This window comes from Promicromonospora sp. MS192, from assembly GCF_049532985.1.
In the GTDB taxonomy this organism is placed as follows: Bacteria; Actinomycetota; Actinomycetes; order Actinomycetales; family Cellulomonadaceae; genus Promicromonospora.
Genome location: NZ_CP186693.1, coordinates 5,877,274 through 5,895,662, shown reverse-complemented (window position 1 = coordinate 5,895,662; position 18,389 = coordinate 5,877,274). Strand labels below are relative to the sequence as shown.

The window sequence follows — 18,389 nt, the reverse complement described above, 5'->3', positions numbered from 1 at the left end:
GGACGGGGACGCGGTCGGGCACCGTCGTGTGCAGCGGCCCGGGCGCGATCTCCAGGGCACCCTGCGCCAGCGTGCACGCCGAGCACGCGCCGCAGGGCTTCCGGCTGAACGTCGCCCTCCCGGCATGACGCCCGCCCGTGCATGACAGAGGCCCGGAACCGCAGGAATCTGCGGTTCCGGGCCTCTGGTCAGCCGCTGTGCGCGACCGGCTCCCGACGGGGCGTCAGAAGTCCCAGTCGTCGTCCTCGGTCTCCACGGCCTTACCGATCACGTACGACGAGCCAGACCCCGAGAAGAAGTCGTGGTTCTCGTCCGCGTTCGGCGACAGCGCCGCGAGGATCGCCGGGTTGACGTCGGTGTCCTCCTTGGGGAACAGCGCCTCGTAGCCCAGGTTCATCAGGGCCTTGTTGCCGTTGTACCGCAGGAACTTCTTGACGTCCTCGGTCAGCCCCAGCTCGCCGTAGAGCGAGTCGGTGTACTCGACCTCGTTCTCGTACAGCTCGAAGAGCAGGTCGAACGTGTACGCCTTGAGGTCGTCCTGCTCGGGCTGCGTCAGCTTCGCGAGGCCCTTCTGGTACTTGTAGCCGATGTAGTACCCGTGCACTGCCTCGTCACGGATGATGAGGCGGATCAGGTCTGCCGTGTTCGTGAGCTTGGCCCGCGAGGACCAGTACATCGGCGCGTAGAAGCCGGAGTAGAACAGGAACGACTCGAGCATCGTCGAGGCGACCTTGCGCTTCAGCGGGTCGTCGCCCCGGTAGTAGTCGAGGACGATCTCCGCCTTCTTCTGCAGGTGCTCGTTGTTCTCGGACCACTCGAAGGCCGCGTCGATCTCCGGCGTCGACAGGAGCGTCGAGAAGATCGAGGAGTAGCTCTTCGCGTGCACGCTCTCCATGAAGGCGATGTTGGTGTACACCGCCTCCTCGTGCGGGGTGAGCGCGTCCGGGATCAGCGACACCGCGCCGACCGTGCCCTGGATGGTGTCCAGGAGGGTCAGGCCGGTGAAGACCCGCGAGGTCATCGTCTTCTCGTGCTCCGAGAGCGTGTTCCACGACTGGATGTCGTTGGACACCGGCACCTTCTCCGGCAGCCAGAAGTTACCGACCAGACGGTCCCAGACCTCGAGGTCCTTCTCGTCCTCGAGGCGGTTCCAGTTGATCGCCGTCACGCGATCGATGAGCTTGAGCTTGCCGGTTGGCGACATGGGAGTTCCTTCAGAGACTACGGTCGGCGGGGATCTGGCAGAGGGTGGCGCGTCACAGCATGCAGGAGACGCAGTTGTCCACCTCGGTACCCTCCAGCGCGAGCTGGCGCAGGCGGATGTAGTAGAGCGTCTTGATGCCCTTGCGCCAGGCGTAGATCTGCGCCTTGTTCACGTCGCGCGTGGTCACCGTGTCCGGGAAGAACAGGGTCAGCGAGAGGCCCTGGTCCACGTGCTGCGTCGCCGCGGCGTACGTGTCGATGATCTTCTCGTAGCCGATCTCGTACGCGTCCTGGTAGTAGTCCAGGTTGTCGTTCGTCATGTACGGCGCCGGGTAGTAGACGCGGCCGAGCTTGCCTTCCTTGCGGATCTCGATCTTGGCCGGCACCGGGTGGATCGACGACGTCGAGTTGTTGATGTAGCTGATCGAACCCGTGGGCGGCACGGCCTGGAGGTTCTGGTTGTAGATGCCGTGCTCCATGACCGAGGCCTTGAGCGCACGCCAGTCGTCCTGCGTCGGGATCGCCACGCCGGCGTCCGCGAAGAGCTGCGCGACCCGCGCCGTGGCCGGCTTCCACTCCTGCTGGACGTACTTGTCGAAGTACTCGCCCGTCGCGTACTTCGAGTCCTCGAACCCGCCGAACTTCTGCTTGCGCTCGATCGAGAGACGGTTGGACGCCGCGATCGCGTGGTAGGCCACGGTGTAGAAGTAGATGTTCGTGAAGTCGACACCCTCCTCCGAGCCGTAGTAGATGTGCTCGCGGGCGAGGTAGCCGTGCAGGTTCATCTGGCCCAGGCCGATGGCGTGCCCCTGCTCGTTGGCCAGCTTGATCGACGGCACCGACTCGATCGAGGTCTGGTCGCTCACCGCCGTCAGCGCGCGGATCGCCGTGTCGATGGTGCGGCCGAAGTCCGGCGAGTCCATCGCCTTGGCGATGTTCAGCGAGCCCAGGTTGCAGGAGATGTCCCGGCCGACCGTGTCGTAGGAGAGGTCCTCGTTGAACGTCGACGGGGTCGAGACCTGGAGGATCTCGGAGCACAGGTTCGAGTGGGTGATGCGGCCCTTGATCGGGTTCGCCTTGTTCACCGTGTCCTCGAACATGATGTACGGGTAGCCCGACTCGAACTGCAGCTCCGCGAGCGTCTGGAAGAAGTCGCGGGCGCTGATCGTGGTCTTGCGGATGCGGTCGTCGGCGACGAGCTCGTCGTACTTCTCGGTGATCGAGATGTCGGCGAACGGCTTGCCGTAGACACGCTCGACGTCGTACGGGCTGAACAGGTGCATGTCCGCGTTCTTCTTGGCCAGCTCGAACGTGATGTCCGGGATGACCACGCCCAGCGAGAGGGTCTTGATGCGGATCTTCTCGTCCGCGTTCTCCCGCTTGGTGTCGAGGAACCGCATGATGTCGGGGTGGTGGGCGTGCAGGTACACCGCGCCCGCACCCTGGCGCGCACCGAGCTGGTTCGCGTAGGAGAAGGAGTCCTCCAGGAGCTTCATCACGGGGATGACGCCCGAGGACTGGTTCTCGATGTGCTTGATCGGCGCGCCGTGCTCGCGGATGTTGCTCAGCAGCAGCGCCACGCCGCCACCGCGCTTGGAGAGCTGCAGTGCGGAGTTGATGCCGCGCGCGATGGACTCCATGTTGTCCTCGATGCGCAGCAGGAAGCAGGACACGGGCTCGCCGCGCTGCGCCTTGCCGACGTTGAGGAAGGTCGGCGTCGCCGGCTGGAAGCGCCCGGAGATGACCTCCTCGACGATGTCGCGCGCCGTCTGCTCGTCACCGTCGGCCAGGCCGAGGGCGACCATCGCGACGCGGTCCTCGAAGCGCTCCAGGTACTTCTTGCCGTCGAACGTCTTGAGCGTGTACGACGTGTAGTACTTGAAGGCGCCGAGGAACGTCTCGAAGCGGAACTTCTTCGAGTACGCGAGCTGGAACAGCTCCTTGACGAACGCGCGGGAGTACTTCGCCAGCACGGTCGGGTCGTAGTACTGGGCCTCGACGAGGTGGTCGAGCTTCGCGTCCAGCGTGTCGAACTCGACGGTGTTCGGGTTGACGTGCTGCAGGAAGTACTGGCGGGCCGCCTCACGGTCCTTCTCGAACTGGATCTTCCCGTCCGGGCCGTAGAGGTTGAGCATGGCGTTGAGCGCGTGGTAGTCGAGCTGGAGAGACTCCAGCGGGATCTCGCTCAGGCCCTCAGTCAGGCTGAGAGACTCAGTGGTTGTTGCTGCCAAAATCGTCCCAATCCGTTGCGGACGCGCGTGACGTCCTGCGCCGTTCCCAGTAGTTCGAAGGCGTAAAGATAGGGGACATCACACTTCGCAGCGATGATGTCCCCGGTGATGCAGTACGCAGCCCCGAAGTTGGTGTTCCCCGCGGCGATGACGCCGCGGATGAGCGACCGGTTGTGTTCGTCGTTGAGGAACTTCCTCACCTGCCGCGGGACGGCCCCGCCCTCGTTGCCGCCACCGTAGGTGGGGGCCATGAGGACGTAGGGCTCGTCCACGCGCAGGAAGCCGTCGGCCGGGCGGAGCGGTATCCGGTGCACCGGCATCCCCAGCTCGTCGAGCGCGAGCTTCTGGACGAACCGGTGCGTGTTCTCGGACACGCTGGAGAAGTAGACGAGAGAACCCACGTCACGCCCCCTTGCCGACGTAGCTGTGGTGCTGGTCAGGCCGAAGCGGCCTGGAGCGCGGCGACCGCGCTGATCTGGTCGGGGCGAAAGCCCGACCAGTGGGTGTCACCGGCCACGACGACCGGTGCCTGGAGGTAGCCGAGGCCGCGAACCATCTCGAGCGCCTCGGCGTCCTGCGTGATGTCCACGACCGTGTACTCGACACCCTTGCGATCCAGTGCCCGGTACGTCGCGTCGCACTGCACGCATGCCGGCTTGCTGTAGACCGTGACGCTCATGTCCGCCTCCTCTGACCTCGAAGAACACCCGTGAACTTACGTCGGTGTGCTTTGTTCGCGGGTCTGCGTCTCCCGCTGAACCAAACACTACACCTAGTGTCTGACGCTCGCTCGCTTACGACATGTTGTGGTTAGTGACGAACGGCGCACTACGGCACAGCCGCCCGGAACGCTCAGGGACCATGCTGCCACGAGCCTCTGACACTGCACGGCAGGCGGGACGCCGGGCTTTCCCGGGCGGTTCCGGGAGGCCCCTCCGGGGCGCGCGAAGACGCACCTCGCGGGGCTCGGAGGGGTCCGAAAATCAGATCCGGACGACGGCGTGTCGCGACCGCTTGGGCGTGTCGCGCCGGCCCGCGCGGCACGCGGTGCGAAATGTCACAGCGCGTGCCAGCCCGCCTCGTCGTGGCCACCCGGGAGGTCCACGTCCGCGGCGTACGGCGTGCGCGTCAGGCAGAACGTCCCCACGTCCAGCGCGACCACACGTCCCTCCCGTTCCACGCCGCGGAGCGTCTCTCCCTGCCAGTACCCGGCCGTCACGCCCACCCAGGTGCCGGGCTCGGCACCGGGCTCGAACTCGGTGCCGCGCCCGCTGGACACACCGGCCAGGGCCAGCCGCCCGCCCACGGCGGTCAGCGTGTACGGCACGGGCCCCCAGTACCAGTCGCCCGCGAGCGCCGCGGCGCCGGGCGCCGAAGCGGCAGCGGCACGCCCGGCACCCGCACCGGCACGCCCGGCACCCGCGCCGGCTCCGCCGTCGTCCGACGTCCGGGAGCCCAGGCCGCGCCACGCGGCCAGGAGCCCGGTCCCGTCGCCGAACCCGGCGGTGCTCGACCCGACCACCGCCACGGCGTGGCCCGTCGCGAGGTCCACCCGCAGGTCGGCGGTAAAGCCCGGGACCGACCCGGAGTGGCCCACGGTGCGCACGAGCTCCCCGTCCAGCACGTCCTTGCGCACCCGGACGCCCAGGCCGTACGCACCGGTCCAGGCCGTGCCGGGCTCGTCCACCACCACGCGCGGCGTGGTCATGAGCCGGCGGGCGGCCACGGGCAGCACGGCGTCGCCCGCGGCGCCCAGCGTGTCGTGGCAGGCCAGCCACATCCCGAAGCGCACCAGGTCCGACGGCGTGGACCACAGCTCGCCGGCCGGCCCCATGGCCAGGTAGGCGGGCACGGGCTCGGCGTGCACCAGGTCGGCGTGGGGGTGCACGGCGTAGCCCGTGACGTGCGGCCCCACGGGCACGCGACCGGTCGAGGTCATGCCGAGCGGCGTCCACACCTCGTCGCGGAGCACCTCGTCCCAGGCCCGGCCGCGCACGTCCTCCACGAGGCGGCCGAGCACCGCGTAGCCGACGTTCGAGTAGTGGTACCGGGTGCCCGGTGCGGCGAGCCGTGGCAGGCCCGAGGCCACGATCTGCCCCCAGGTCGAGCCCCCGGCCCGTTCCCACCAGGGACCCGCGGGCTCGGCGGGCAGGCCGGCACTGTGGCTGAGCAGCTCGGCCACGGTGGCGTCCGCTGCCGGGGCGTCGGGCACGTGCGCGCCGACGGCGTCGTGCAGCGTGATCTCGCCGTCCTCGACGAGTCGCAGCACCGCCACGGCGAGCATCGTCTTGGTCACGGAACCGATGCGGAAGGCGTGGTCCGGCGTCGGCCCGTCGCCCGGTGCGCGTCCCGCCGAGGCGGGCGCCGCGACGGCGTCCGCCCACAGCACCTCGCCCCCGCGCCCGACGGCCGCCGACAGTGCCGGCACCCGCCCGGCCGCCCGCGTCCGCTCCAGCCAGCCGGTCAGCACGTCACGGAGCTCGTTCATGGCCAGAAGGTATCCCGTCGCCGGCGCCGTCATCACCGGTGCCCGCGGACCTCCTGCACGCACGCAGGGACCGTCGGCGCACACGCACGCGTGCACCGACGATCCCTGCGTTCGACGGACCGGACCGGCGGCGCCGGGTCAGGTCAGGGCGTCAGGCCGGGGCCACCTCGTCGACGGACGGCAGCACGTTCGTCGTGGCCAGCCGGCGGTACCAGTGCGCCGAGTCCTTCCACGTGCGCACATGCGTCTCGTAGTCCACGCGGATGATGCCGAACCGGCGGTCGTACCCGTAGGCCCACTCGAAGTTGTCGAGCAGCGACCACGCGAAGTACCCGCGCACGTCCACGCCCTGGTCCCGGGCGAGCCCGAGCGCCTCGACGTGGTCGTGCAGGTAGGAGACGCGCTCCACGTCGTGCACGCGCGCCACGCCGTCCTCGACCACGACGGTGTCCGCGAACGCGGCGCCGTTCTCGGTGACCATGAGCGGCTGGTCGGGGTAGGTGTCCCGGAGCGAGACCAGCAGGTCCGTGAGACCGGCGGGCTCGATGTTCCAGCCCATGGCGGTGTACGGGCCGGGCTGCGGCAGGAACTCGACGTCGTCGGCCGCGATCCATGGGGTGCCCGCGGAGTCCTTGTGCCCGTCGGCCTGCTGGCGCTCCCCCTCGCCGGAGTAGTGCCGCACGCGTGCCGTCGAGTAGTAGTTCACGCCCAGGACGTCGAGCGGCTGCCGGGCGATCTCCAGGTCGCCGTCCTGCACGAACGACCAGTCGGTCACCGAGGCGGTGTTCTCCAGCAGGTCGGCCGGGTAGGCGCCGTCCAGCACCGGCCCGAGGAAGGCCCGGTTGGCCAGCGCGTCGACCTGGCGGACGGCGGCCTGGTCGGCCTCCGACGACGGGTCGTCCGGCCGGAAGACGTGCAGGTTCAGCGTGATCGAGGTCTTGGCGGCGTCGCCGAGCACCTCGCGGATCTGCTGCACGGCGAGGCCGTGCGCCAGGTTCAGGTGGTGCACCGCCTGGAGCGCGGCCAGGGGCTCGGTGCGGCCCGGCGCGTGCACGCCGGAGCCGTAGCCCAGGTACGCCGTGCACCACGGCTCGTTGAGCGTGGTCCAGACGTCGATGCGGTCGCCGAGCTCCTCGGCCATCCTGCGCGCGTACCTCGCGAACGCGTACGCGGTCTCGCGGTTGGTCCAGCCGCCGGCGTCCTCCAGCTCCTGCGGGAGGTCCCAGTGGTAGAGCGTGACGACGGGCTTGACGCCCGCGGCGATCAGGCCGTCCACGAGGTCCGAGTAGAAGCGGATGCCCTCGGCGTTGAACTCGCCGGAGCCGCCCGGCTGCACCCGCGGCCACGCGATCGAGAACCGGTAGGCGCCCAGGCCCAGGTTCTTGATGTGCTCGACGTCCTCCTGCCAGCGGTGGAAGTGGTCGTCCGCGACGTCTCCCGTGTCACCGTTCAGCGTCTTGCCGGGGGTGTGCGAGAACGTGTCCCAGATGGACGGCCCGCGCCCTCCCTCGGTCGCGCCACCCTCGATCTGGTACGACGCGGTCGCCGATCCCCAGAGGAAGTCAGCAGGGAAACTCCGTGCACTCACAGTGCCACCTCTCCCGGGCCGGTGGCCCGAACGGTCTTGCCTTCGTTCTCGACGCTCCATTCGCCAGGAGCGTCAGCGCTGGTCACGTGCACGACGCCGGCCTCGTACCGCACACGGAACGTCGCCGGGGCGCCGGTGCCACCGGGGACCAGGATCTCTTCGTCGAACCCTTCGGGCAGACGGGTGCAGCGTAACGTCACGCCCTCGGCCCACGCGTAGTCGGGCCGGTCGTCGCGCGCGCCGACCGGCAGCACGGTGCCCGGTCGCACGAGCACGGGCAGGGTGTCGAAGCCGTGCTCCTCGGTGACCCAGCGCGACCCGGTGACGGTCGAGGCCAGGCCGGGCGCGGCGACGTCGGGCAGCCGGGTCCACTCCCCCTCCGGGAGGTAGTACTCCGCGCGGGACTCGCCGAACACGGGCGCGACCAGCAGCGACGGCCCGAGCATGTACTGCGTGTCCACGGTGGCGGCGGTCCGGTCGGCCGGGAACTCCAGCACCATGGGCCGCATCACGGGAAGCCCCGCTCCGGCGGCCTCGGAACCGGCCTGCCCGAGGTACGGCATCAGCCGCATCTTCAGCCGGGTGAACTTGCGCGTCACGTCGACGGCCTCGTCGTCGAACGCCCACGGCACGCGGTACGAGCTGGACCCGTGCAGGCGGGAGTGCGAGGACAGCAGGCCGAACGCCGTCCACCGCTTGAAGACGGCCGGGTCGGGCGTGCCCTCGAAGCCGCCGATGTCGTGGCTCCAGTAGCCGAACCCGGACAGCGACAGCGACAGGCCGCCGCGCAGCGACTCGGCCATGGACACGAACGTGGACTCGCAGTCGCCGCCCCAGTGCACCGGGAACTGCTGCGTGCCCGCCGTCGCCGACCGGGCGAACAGCACGGCCTCGCCGGTGCCCCGCTCCTGCTCCAGCAGGTCGAACACCGTCTTGTTGTACAGGGAGGCGTAGAAGTTGTGCATGCGCTGCGGGTCGGACCCGTCGTGCCAGACGACGTCGGTGGGGATGCGCTCCCCGAAGTCCGTCTTGAAGCAGTCCACGCCCTGGTCCAGCAGCACGCGCAGCTTGTCCTGGTACCAGGCGGCGGCCTCGGGGTTGGTGAAGTCGACCAGCGCCATGCCGGCCTGCCACTTGTCCCACTGCCAGACGTCGCCGTCGGCCGTGGTGACGAGGTAGCCCTTCTCGGCACCCTCCTTGAACAGGTGGGACCGCTGGGCGATGTACGGGTTGATCCACACACAGACCTTCAGGTCCCGCTCGTGCAGCCGGGTCAGCATGCCCTCGGGGTCCGGGAACGTGGCCGGGTCCCACACGAAGTCGCACCAGTGGAACTGCCGCATCCAGAAGCAGTCGAAGTGGAACACCGACAGCGGGAGGTCCCGCTCGGCCATGCCGTCCACGAAGCTCATCACCGTGGACTCGGAGTAGTCCGTGGTGAACGACGTGGACAGCCACAGCCCGTACGACCACGCGGGGACGACGGCGGGCCGCCCCGTCAGAGCCGTGTACCGGCGCAGGATCTCGGCCGGCGTCGGCCCGTGGATCACGTAGTACTGGAGCGACTGCCCCGGCACGGAGAACTGGGTGCGGCTGACCACCTCGGACCCCACCTCGAACGAGACGTGCTCGGGGTGTGCCACGAAGACTCCGTAGCCGCGGTCGGTGAGGTAGAACGGCACGTTCTTGTAGGCCTGCTCGCTGGCGGTGCCGCCGTCCTCGTTCCAGATGTCGACGCTCTGGCCGTTCTTGACGAACGCGCCGAACCGCTCGCCCAGCCCGTAGACGTGCTCGCCCACGGAGAGCCCGAGCTGCTCGTGCACGAAGTCGCCGTCGGGCGTGCTCGCCAGCCCGACGCTCCGGGCGGACGACGTGGTGAGCACCTCGCCGCCGGCCACGAAGTCGACGCGCCACTCGCCGTCCGTCGACACGCGCGCGGTGAGGCCGCCCGAGGTGAGCTCGGCGGGGCCCTCGCCCGGGGCGGCCGGCGTCACGACCTTGACCACGCCCGGCTCCCGGTTGACCGCGAAGTGCGGCCCGGGGTCGCGGCGGCCCTGGTGGTGCTCGATGCGCACCCCGATCACGTCGTCCGCAGGAGCGTCGAACGTGACGGTCACGACCGGGCGGTTCAGGGTGTCGCCGCGCTTGGTGATAGGCGCGGTGGGCGCGTACACGGTGAGCGTCCCGTCGCCCGCCTCGACGGAGTCGATGTCGCGGGGGCGCAGCACCTCGACGCCGGGGCGGAACTGCCAGTAACCGTCGGTGAATCTCATGCGTGGGACCTCGTCGCTGCTCGGTGGGGCGTCGTCACTTGACCGCCCCGGCGGTCACGCCCCGGGTCAGGGTGCGCTGGAAGATCAGGAAGAAGATGACGGCCGGCACCAGCGACACGAGCGAGCCCGCGTTGATCGTCGGTGCATCCATCATGCGGTCGCCCTGCAGGGATGCCAGGGCGATGGGGATGGTCTGGGTGTCGTTGCTGGTCAGCATGACCAGCGGGATGAAGAACTCGTTCCAGGTCCAGATGAAGAAGAAGATCATCAGCACCGAGAGCGTGGGCCGCACGATCGGGAACACGACCTGCCAGAGGATGCGCCAGCGGCTCGCGCCGTCCAGCGCGGCCGCCTCCAGCAGCGCGGGCGGGAACGTGCCGAGCACGGACGACAGCAGGTACGTGCCGAACGCCGACTGGATGACGGTGAAGATGATGATCACCGACCACTGCGAGTTCGACAGGCCCACCGACTGGGCCATCGTGAACAGCGGGTAGATCAGGGCCTCCTGCGGCAGCATGTTCGCCAGCAGGAACAGCGCGATGATCCACAGCCGGCCCTTCACCCGGCCGATGCCGATCGCGTACGCGTTCAGCAGCGACAGCAGCGCTCCGCCCACGGCCACGAGGGCCGAGATGAACACCGAGTTCCACAGCTTGACCGGGAAGTCGGTGCGCTCCCAGAACGCGACCACGCCGTCCAGGTACAGCGAGGACGGCCACGACAGCGGTCCGTTGGCCGCGTAGTCCTGCGGCGACTTGAAGGCGTTGAGCAGCATGATCCCGAACGGCGCGAGCACCGCGAGTCCCACGAGGACCGCGGCGGCCAGGACGAGCCAGCGGCCGGCGCCCCGGCGGTACCGGGAGTCGACGGCGGTGGCGCGCACCTGCGCGGGCCGCGGGTCCGTAGCGACAGCCATGTCAGATGCCCTCCCTCTCACGTCGTTCGGCCCGGTTCTGCAGGCCGAGGATCACCAGCGCGACGACCACGATCACGAGCGTGAGCACCGTGGCGATCGCGGACCCGTAGCCGACCTGGGACTTGTCGAAGAAGTTCAGGTACGAGTAGTAGCTCGGCACCAGGGTCGAGCTCTCGGGCCCGCCGCGCGTCAGCACGTAGATGGGTCCGAACACCTTGAGCGCCGCCACGGTGCAGGTCAGCGTCACCACGAACGTCTCCGGGCGGATCTGCGGCACGGTGATGGCCCGGAACCGGTCCCACCAGCCGGCACCGTCCAGCTCGGCCGCCTCGTAGAGCTCCGGGTCCACACGCTGCAGGGCCGCCATGAAGATGACCACCGGGTAGCCCATCTGCACCCAGATGAGCACGAGCATCACCGAGGGCAGGGCCGTGTCGGGATCGCCCAGCCAGTTGGGCGGCGTCTCGACGCCGAGCCCGCGCAGGATCACGTTGAGCGCGCCGGTCTGGGAGTTCAGGATCCAGTTCCACAGCACGCCCGCCACGGCGACGGGCAGGATCTGCGGCAGGTAGTACGTGGCGCGCAGCACGGAGGAGACGCGCTCGCCGAACCGCCGCCCGAGGTAGTCGAACAGGACCGCCGCGAGCACCAGGCCCAGCAGCGTGGGCACGAGCACCATCGCGACGATCATCGCCAGCGAGTTGCCGAACGACGTCCAGAACTTGTCGTCGCCCAGCAGGTCCACGTAGTTGCCCAGCCCGTTCCACCGCAGCGGCGCCATCCCGCCGCGCCACTTGAACAGGCTGAAGTACACGTTGGTCAGCAGCGGGTAGCCGATCACCACGCCGAACGCGATCGCGCCGGGCAGCAGGTAGGGCAGGTACGCCACCCACTCCGCCCGACGGCGGCGCGTCCCGCGCGGCGCGCGCGGGCGGAGGTCCGCCCGCGCGCGCCGGTCGGTCAGGGCGGTGTCAGCCATCGAGCAGGTCGGCCTTGCCCTCGTCGTACGAGCTCTGCAGCCCGTCGAGCACCTCGGCCGGCGTCTTGGACCGGTTGACCAGGGACTGCAGCTCGCTGACGATCACGTCGTAGTAGCCGGCCACGGGCCAGTCGGGGTAGTACGCGAGGCCGTCCTCGTCGAGGATCGCCTGGAAGTTCTCGGTGAGCTCGCGGGTGCGCTCGTCCTCGATGACGGAGGCGTCACCGGCCACGGGCAGGCCGCCCTCGGTGGCCAGCACGTTCTGCACCTCGGGGCGCAGCGTGATGTCGATGAACTCCTCGGCCAGGCTCGGGGAGTCGGCGTTGGCGGGGACCACCCAGAGGTTGCCCGACGAGCCGGTGTGCAGCGAGTTGCCCGGGAAGTTGAACTGGCCCCAGTCGGCCTCGACCTCGGTGGCGAGGCGGCCGAACCACCAGGAGCCGCTGACCATGAGCGGGTAGGTGCCGTCGATGAACGAGACGCCCATGTCCTCGGCCGTGAGGGCCGCGGAGTCGGAGGCGATGTAGCCCTTGTCGATCCACTCGTCGAGCTTCTCCGTGGCCTGGGTCATCGCGTCGTTGTGGAAGTCGACGTCGTTCGCGAAGAGCTGGTAGTCGTCCACGAGCTGGCGGTCGCCGTAGGCGAGCACGAGCTCGTACCAGAGCTGGCCCAGCGGGTACTCGGCCCCCGCCTCGGCCAGGGGCGTGATGCCCTCCTCCTTGAAGGCGGCCAGGACGTCCTCGAACTCGTCGAGGGTGGTCGGCACCTCCAGGTCGTGCTCGGCGAACATGTCCTTGTTGTAGTAGACGCCCACGAACTCGCCGTAGTTGGGCACGCCGTACCACTCGCCGGAGCCCATGAGGCCCTGCTCGTCATAGGTGGCCGTGGTGGCGAGCGAGCCGGACAGCTTCTCGTCCCAGCCGCGCTCGGTGGCAGCGTCGGTCAGCGGGTTCAGCAGGCCCTGCGCGGCGAGCTGCCCCGCGGTGGCGTTGCCCTTGTTGAACTCCATGACGTCGGGCACGTCGTCGCCCGTGAGCACGATCTTGGCGTTCTTCTGGATCTGCTCGAACGTCTGCTTCTGGACGTCGACGGTGACGTCGGGGTTCTCCTCCTCGAAGATCTCGATGGCCTTGGCCCAGGCCTTGCCCATCGCCGAGTCGTCGTTCTCGTAGTGCCAGATGGTGAGCGTGCTGTCGTCGGTGTCGCCGCCGCCGGCGCTCTGGCCGGTACATCCGGTCAGAGCCAGGGCTCCGGTGAGCACGGCCGCCGCGACGGCCGTCGTCCGCTGGTGCTTCATCGCATCTCCTCGATGTTCGGTGCTCGACGCCGGCCGGCCCAGCGTCGTCACGGGCCGCCCCCGAACCTCTGCGATCGGGTTGTCGAAGCGGTTCAACACGCTAGCTCGTTGGTATCACTAATGTCTAGCCCCTCGGTTGGGGCCACTATGGGCTATGTTGTCGAAGCGCTTGCTCCCGTGAGGCACACTGCTACCAGACCGAGTGAGAGGCACCATGGCAACGATCGACGACGTGGCAAAGGCGGCAGGGGTCTCGGTCTCGACCGTCTCCTACGTGCTGTCCGGCAAGCGACCCATCTCCGCGCCCACCCGGGCGCGGGTCGAGCGGGCGATCGACAGGCTGGGCTACCGGCCGCACGCGGGCGCGCGGGCGCTGGCGTCCGCCCGCACCACCGTGATCGCCCTCATGGCACCGCTCCGCGTCGGCGTGAACGTGCCCGTGATCATGCAGTTCGTCGCGGGCGTGGTCACACGGGCCCGGGACTTCGAGCACGACGTGCTGCTCCTGACGCAGGACGACGTCAGCGGCCTCGACCGGGTGCTCAGCGGCTCCATGGTCGACGCCCTGGTGATGATGGACATCGAGGCGGACGACCCGCGCGTCCCCCTGGTCGCGGCCGCCAAGCAGCCCACCGTGCTCATCGGCCTGCCGCAGGACCCGGAGGGGCTGAGCTGCGTGGACCTCGACTTCGAGGCCGCGGGCCGGCTCGCGGTGCGGCACCTGGCGCAGGCCGGGCACACCGACGTCGCACTCATCGGTTCCCCGCCCGAGGTGCTGCGGCGGCACACGTCCTACGCCGAGCGGCTGATGCGGGGGCTGCGTGACCAGGCCCGGGGCTCCGGCGTGACGGTCACGGTCGAGCCGTGCGACGCCACGCCGTCGGGGGCGGTGCAGGCCGTGGACACCCTGCTGGCGACCGCGCCGGAGACCACCGGGATCATCGTGCACAACGAGGCCGCCCTGCCCCACGTGCTCGCCCGCCTGGCCGAGCGCGGTGCGACCGTGGGCACCGACATGTCGGTCGTGGCGGTGTGCCCCACGGACGTCGCGCTGGCGCAGCGGATCCCGATGACCAGCATCGACCTGCCCGCCGAGGACATCGGCAAGGTGGCCGTCGACATGGTGATGGCCCGGCTCGGAGGCGAGCAGCCCTCCGAGACCAGGCTGCTCGCCCCGGTCCTCACCGAGCGGGAGAGCTCGGCCCCCGGACCGGGGCCGGGCGCGGCACGCTAGGCGTCGAACTCCCGGTCGAGGATCGCGTAGACCACCTCGGTGGACCACTCGCCGTCGCGCACGTCGCTCTCGACCAGGCGGGCCTCCTGCCGCATGCCCAGCCGCTGCGCCACCCGGACCGAGGCGCCGTTCTCCTCGTCGATACGCGCGTAGACGCGGTGGAAGCCGTACGTGCCGAAGGCGAGGGCGAGGGTCGCGCGCGCGGCCTCGGTGGCCAGGCCACGGCCTGCGGTGTCGGGCCGCAGGGCGTAGCCGAGCTCGGCCTGCTGCGGCCCGGCGGCCCACTTCAGCATCGTCTCGCCGACGACGGCGCCGTCCAGCTCGACGGCCAGCACGATGACGTCGCCCACGTCGTCGAACGGGGCCCGTGACCAGGCCCGGAGCTTCTGCTCGGCCGCGGCGCGGTCCCACGGCGGCTGGTACATGTAGCGCACGACGTCGGGGCGGGAGCGCCAGACGAAGAACGCCTCGGCGTCCTCCGGCCGGACCGGACGGAGCAGCAGACGGTCGGTGGTCAGGGGCCAGGCCGGTTCGGCGCGGAGGCCGGTACCGGCGGGACGGGAGCCAGGTGCGGCAGGTCTGGGGACGGACGCGGAAGAAGGCACGCTCCGACCGTAGCGCCCGGCGACCCGGCTGCCACCAGAATTGCGCGATATCGCCGGGCCGACGCCGCCACCCGGGGCCGGCCGCTCAGCGCACCTCGAACGGCACGCCCTCCCAGCCCTCGGGCACCTCGCGCGGCTGCCACGCCGGGTCCGGCGTCCAGTCGGCCCAGGCCTTGTCCCACCAGAGCTCGCCGGCATCCAGCAGCCCGGCGATCCGGGCACCCTCCGCGCGGATCTGCGCCATCCGGCCGGGGTAGCGCGCGGGGCCCGTCTCCTCGAACTCGGCGACGTCCTTGAACTCGTAGGTCTCGGCGTCGGCTCCCCACCAGACGTCCAGCTCGTGGTCGAGCGTGTCGAACCCCATCGGCGTCCGCCGGGGCGCGTCCTCGAGGTTGAAGTACCAGCCCTGGAAGGCACGCTGCGGGCCGTCCCAGAACAGGAAGAGGGAGTGCTCCACGCCGGCCCAGTGCAGCTCCAGCCGCCCGTGGCCCCGCCAGTGGGTGCTGCCCGCGAGCTTCCAGGGGTGCTCCCCCACCGGGAACGTGCCGGAGCCCGGGTACACCATCGGGGTGCCACCGGGCGTGTAGGTGACCAGCAGGTCGCCGTCGTCCTGGACGCAGACCTGCGGGATCGCGATCCACGGCTCGCCCCGCATGATCTCGCGGCGCACGACGGTCTGGCCGGGCTGGAACACGGGAGGCGTCATACCTCCGAACGCTAACAGCGCGGCGTTACGCGCCGGCGACATCGATGTCAACAGCGTCCGACCCGACGGCGACGTCGACGCCGTGCCGCAGCACCCGTACCGGACGCAGATCGGCGTCCGTGACCAGTACGTCGGCGCGGGCGCCCGGCACCAGGGTGCCGACCTCGCCGGCCAGCCCCAGCACACCGGCGGGCACCACGGTGGCGGACCGCACGGCGTCCACCAGCGGGACGCCGCCCCGCACGGCGCACCGCACCACGTCGACCAGGTGGGCGGTGCCGCCCGCGATCGGCCCCTCCTCGGGAGCGGCCTGGGCCTCCGTGACGACGCGGGCGACACCCTCGCGCACCTCCACGGACATCGGCCCCAGCTCGTACCGGCCGTCGGCCACCCCGGCCGCCGCCATCGCGTCGGTGACGAGCGCCACGTGGTCCGCACCCACCATGCCGAACACCGAGCGCACGGTGGCGGCGTCGAGGTGCACGCCGTCACCGATGAGCTCGACCACCATGTCGCCCCGGGCCGCCGCCGCCAGGCACGCGGCGATCGGTCCCGGCACCCGGTGGTGCAGGGGGCGCATGCCGTTGAACAGGTGCGTGGCCGTCATCGGGCCCCGGGTACCGCCTGCGAGCGCCGCCGTCACCTGCTCGATCAGCGCCTCGGCCTGCTCGGTGCTGCCGTCGGTGTGCCCGAGGGACGGCAGCACACCGGCCGCGGTCAGTGCCTCGGCCACGCCGCCGGGGCCGGTCACCCCGGGCACCTCGGGTGCCACGGTCATGGTGCGCAGGCTGCCGCGGGCCGCCCGGACCAGGTCGCGGACCAGGTCGACGCTGCCTTCTTGCAGGTCAGCCGGGTTGTGCGCGCCTCGGCGCCGGTGCGAGAGGAACGGCCCTTCGGCGTGGATCCCCTCGATCTCACCGGCCGTGGCCAGCTCGGCCAGCACCGCCGCGCGGCGCAGCAGCACGTCCGGCTGGGCCGTCACGAGCGACGCGAGCAGCGTCGTCGTGCCGTGGCGCCGGTGTTCCAGCACGCCCGCCATCGCCTCGTCGGCGGAGCCCGCGTCGGGGAACGAGGCGCCGCCACCGCCGTGGTTGTGCAGGTCCACGAGCCCCGGCAGCACGTACGTCCCGGGGGCGGGCGGCACCCGGTCGACGTCGGGCCCGAGGCCCGCAGCCGCGGCCTCGGCCATCGAGCCGGCGAACGTGACGCGTCCGCCCGAGGCGACGACGACGCCGTCGTCCACCACCGCGGACGGCTGGACCAGGCGGCCACGTACGACGAGGGGTTCAGTCATGCGGAACATCCTGCCAGCGTCCGGCGGGTGCTCCCCAGCCGCCCCGATCTGCGGCGGGACGCCCCTGCCGGGCGGAACCGCTTCGACTGAACCGGCCTGCAATAGTCACACCTGAAGCAAGGCCCGGATGCTCACCACCCGGGTTCCCCTGTTTTACCAAGCCTTGACAGGCCGAGTTTCGTCCGGAAATGATGACGCCCATCATCGAAGCGCTTCGCCATGACGGCGCGGTGGTTCGTCGGACACGTCAAGGAAGATGTGAATGATGCGAAGGACTGTCTCGCTCGCGGCCACCGTCTCGGCCCTCGCCCTCACCCTCGCCGCCTGCTCGTCGGGCGCGGCCTCCGGCGGCGACGCCGGTGACGACGGCCCCGTCACCCTCGAGTACTGGGCGTGGGGCACCGCACAGCAACCCATGGTCGACGCCTGGAACGCCGCCCACCCCGACATCCAGGTGAAGCGGACCGACGCCGGCGGCGGGACCGACTCCTCCGCCAAGCTCGTGACCGCGACCCGCGGCGGCAACGCCCCCGACGTCGCCATCGTCGAGTACAACACCCTGCCGGCGATGATCGTCGCGGGCGTCGCCGCCGACATCTCCGAGCACGTGGACGGGCTCGACCAGGAGTTCGCCCCGGGCGTGTGGAGCCAGGTCACGTTCGACGGCGCCACCTACGGGGTGCCGCAGGACGCCGGCCCGCAGGCTCTCACCTACAACAAGGCGCGGTTCGAGGAGCTCGGCATCGAGGTGCCGACCACGTGGAAGGAGTTCGCCGAGGCCGCCGAGCAGGTCCACGAGGCCGACCCCGACACGTACCTCACGACGTTCGCCCCGGCGGAGTTCGGCGGGTTCGCCGGGCTGGCGCAGCAGGCCGGCGCCGAGTGGTGGTCGGTCGACGGCGACGCATGGACCGTGGACTTCGACGACGAGGCCTCGGTGGCGGTCGCCGACTACTGGCAGGACCTGATCGACCGGGACCTCGTGCTGGCCGAGCCGCTCCTGACCCCCGAGTGGAACGCCCAGGTCAACAAGGGTCAGGTGCTCTCCTGGCCGGCCGGCCTCTGGGCCGCCGGGGTGCTCTACGGCGTCGCCGAGGAGAGCGCGGGCGACTGGGCGATGGCCCCGCTGCCGCAGTGGACGGAGGGCGACCCGGCCGTCGGGTTCCAGGGCGGGTCCGCGGTCGTGGTGACGACGTCCACCGAGCACGCCGAGGCGGCCGCCGAGTTCGCCCGGTGGATGGGCACCGCCGACGAGGCCTCCGCGGCGCAGATCGAGCAGGGCCAGTACCCGGCGTCCCTGGCCGGGCAGGAGCTGACGCTGGAGAGCGACCCGCCGCTGCTCATGCCCGAGCAGGACGACTACTGGCAGACCGCCGCCCAGATCACGCAGGACACGATCCCGGAGATCAGCTGGGGGCCCAACGTGAACGTCGCCTCCAGCGCCTTCCAGGACGCGATGTCGGCGGCCGTCACGGGCGGCACGCCGCTGCGCGACGCCCTGACCGCGACCGAGGCCGAGGTGGTCGACGACATGACCACCACCGGCTTCGAGGTCACGCAGAAGTGACCGCC

General features: G+C 70.4%; 15 protein-coding genes. 2 read left to right on the top strand and 13 right to left on the bottom strand.

Annotation, left to right across the window (positions count from 1 at the left end):
• Positions 1-223 precede the first annotated feature (223 nt).
• The 10 genes from nrdF to ACO229_RS26290 form a co-directional block, all read right to left on the bottom strand.
• Positions 224-1,204 carry a class 1b ribonucleoside-diphosphate reductase subunit beta gene (gene nrdF / locus ACO229_RS26335; protein WP_397415029.1) on the bottom strand — a complete coding sequence of 327 codons (981 nt, stop codon included), beginning with the start codon at positions 1,202-1,204 and terminating at the stop codon, positions 224-226.
• A gap of 52 nt (positions 1,205-1,256) precedes the next feature.
• Entirely contained in the window at positions 1,257-3,338 is a 2,082-nt protein-coding gene (gene nrdE, locus ACO229_RS26330) for a class 1b ribonucleoside-diphosphate reductase subunit alpha (RefSeq protein WP_397432941.1), read from the bottom strand.
• A gap of 62 nt (positions 3,339-3,400) precedes the next feature.
• Entirely contained in the window at positions 3,401-3,835 is a 435-nt protein-coding gene (gene nrdI, locus ACO229_RS26325) for a class Ib ribonucleoside-diphosphate reductase assembly flavoprotein NrdI (RefSeq protein ID WP_397415027.1), read from the bottom strand.
• 35 nt (positions 3,836-3,870) lie between these two features.
• Positions 3,871-4,113, bottom strand: coding sequence for a glutaredoxin-like protein NrdH (nrdH, locus tag ACO229_RS26320; protein WP_020017613.1), 243 nt, complete (start codon positions 4,111-4,113; stop codon positions 3,871-3,873).
• A 378-nt stretch (positions 4,114-4,491) separates the two neighbouring features.
• Positions 4,492-5,922, bottom strand: a complete 1,431-nt coding sequence (locus ACO229_RS26315) for a serine hydrolase domain-containing protein (protein WP_423463249.1) — start codon at positions 5,920-5,922, stop codon at positions 4,492-4,494.
• A 151-nt stretch (positions 5,923-6,073) separates the two neighbouring features.
• Positions 6,074-7,510, bottom strand: coding sequence for a GH1 family beta-glucosidase (locus tag ACO229_RS26310; RefSeq protein WP_397415021.1), 1,437 nt, complete (start codon positions 7,508-7,510; stop codon positions 6,074-6,076).
• A complete protein-coding gene (gene yicI, locus ACO229_RS26305; RefSeq protein ID WP_423463248.1) occupies positions 7,507-9,783 on the bottom strand; it encodes an alpha-xylosidase in 2,277 nt (758 codons plus the stop codon). Before yicI ends, ACO229_RS26310 begins: the two co-directional genes overlap by 4 nt.
• 34 nt (positions 9,784-9,817) lie before the next feature.
• A complete protein-coding gene (locus ACO229_RS26300; protein WP_121387747.1) occupies positions 9,818-10,702 on the bottom strand; it encodes a carbohydrate ABC transporter permease in 885 nt (294 codons plus the stop codon).
• 1 nt (position 10,703) lies between these two features.
• Positions 10,704-11,681, bottom strand: a complete 978-nt coding sequence (locus ACO229_RS26295; protein ID WP_397432880.1) for a carbohydrate ABC transporter permease — start codon at positions 11,679-11,681, stop codon at positions 10,704-10,706.
• Positions 11,674-12,978: an ABC transporter substrate-binding protein gene (locus ACO229_RS26290; RefSeq protein WP_423463247.1), complete on the bottom strand. Its 1,305-nt coding sequence runs from the start codon at positions 12,976-12,978 to the stop codon at positions 11,674-11,676. Before ACO229_RS26290 ends, ACO229_RS26295 begins: the two co-directional genes overlap by 8 nt.
• A 214-nt stretch (positions 12,979-13,192) precedes the next feature.
• Between ACO229_RS26290 and ACO229_RS26285 the strand changes: the two genes are divergently transcribed.
• Complete coding sequence (locus ACO229_RS26285) at positions 13,193-14,212, top strand: LacI family DNA-binding transcriptional regulator (RefSeq protein ID WP_397415006.1); 1,020 nt, start codon at positions 13,193-13,195, stop codon at positions 14,210-14,212.
• Here ACO229_RS26285 and ACO229_RS26280 read toward each other — a convergent pair.
• The 3 genes from ACO229_RS26280 to ACO229_RS26270 form a co-directional block, all read right to left on the bottom strand.
• Positions 14,209-14,817, bottom strand: a complete 609-nt coding sequence (locus ACO229_RS26280) for a GNAT family N-acetyltransferase (RefSeq protein ID WP_397415003.1) — start codon at positions 14,815-14,817, stop codon at positions 14,209-14,211. The two genes, ACO229_RS26285 and ACO229_RS26280, sit on opposite strands and share 4 nt — an antisense overlap.
• A gap of 85 nt (positions 14,818-14,902) precedes the next feature.
• On the bottom strand, positions 14,903-15,523 hold the full coding sequence (locus tag ACO229_RS26275; RefSeq protein ID WP_423463246.1) for a DUF402 domain-containing protein: 621 nt from the start codon (positions 15,521-15,523) through the stop codon (positions 14,903-14,905).
• 25 nt (positions 15,524-15,548) lie between these two features.
• Positions 15,549-16,817 (bottom strand): N-acetylglucosamine-6-phosphate deacetylase, encoded by a 1,269-nt coding sequence (locus ACO229_RS26270; protein WP_423463245.1) that lies wholly within the window; start codon positions 16,815-16,817, stop codon positions 15,549-15,551.
• A 262-nt stretch (positions 16,818-17,079) separates the two neighbouring features.
• On the opposite strand from ACO229_RS26270, the gene ACO229_RS26265 reads away from it, so the two are divergent.
• A complete protein-coding gene (locus ACO229_RS26265; protein WP_423463244.1) occupies positions 17,080-18,384 on the top strand; it encodes an ABC transporter substrate-binding protein in 1,305 nt (434 codons plus the stop codon).
• Positions 18,385-18,389: the final 5 nt, after the last annotated feature.

What these genes read in the sequence shown, in the direction of transcription:
- ACO229_RS26275 (WP_423463246.1), bottom strand. Translation starts at nt 15,523, where the DNA reads ATGACGCCTCCCGTGTTCCAGCCCGGCCAGACCGTCGTGCGCCGCGAG.
- nrdH (WP_020017613.1), bottom strand. Translation starts at nt 4,113, where the DNA reads ATGAGCGTCACGGTCTACAGCAAGCCGGCATGCGTGCAGTGCGACGCG.
- ACO229_RS26290 (WP_423463247.1), bottom strand. Translation starts at nt 12,978, where the DNA reads ATGAAGCACCAGCGGACGACGGCCGTCGCGGCGGCCGTGCTCACCGGA.
- yicI (WP_423463248.1), bottom strand. Translation starts at nt 9,783, where the DNA reads ATGAGATTCACCGACGGTTACTGGCAGTTCCGCCCCGGCGTCGAGGTG.
- nrdE (WP_397432941.1), bottom strand. Translation starts at nt 3,338, where the DNA reads ATGCTCAACCTCTACGGCCCGGACGGGAAGATCCAGTTCGAGAAGGAC.
- ACO229_RS26315 (WP_423463249.1), bottom strand. Translation starts at nt 5,922, where the DNA reads ATGAACGAGCTCCGTGACGTGCTGACCGGCTGGCTGGAGCGGACGCGG.
- ACO229_RS26270 (WP_423463245.1), bottom strand. Translation starts at nt 16,817, where the DNA reads ATGACTGAACCCCTCGTCGTACGTGGCCGCCTGGTCCAGCCGTCCGCG.
- nrdF (WP_397415029.1), bottom strand. Translation starts at nt 1,204, where the DNA reads ATGTCGCCAACCGGCAAGCTCAAGCTCATCGATCGCGTGACGGCGATC.
- ACO229_RS26285 (WP_397415006.1), top strand. Translation starts at nt 13,193, where the DNA reads ATGGCAACGATCGACGACGTGGCAAAGGCGGCAGGGGTCTCGGTCTCG.
- ACO229_RS26295 (WP_397432880.1), bottom strand. Translation starts at nt 11,681, where the DNA reads ATGGCTGACACCGCCCTGACCGACCGGCGCGCGCGGGCGGACCTCCGC.
- ACO229_RS26300 (WP_121387747.1), bottom strand. Translation starts at nt 10,702, where the DNA reads ATGGCTGTCGCTACGGACCCGCGGCCCGCGCAGGTGCGCGCCACCGCC.
- ACO229_RS26265 (WP_423463244.1), top strand. Translation starts at nt 17,080, where the DNA reads ATGATGCGAAGGACTGTCTCGCTCGCGGCCACCGTCTCGGCCCTCGCC.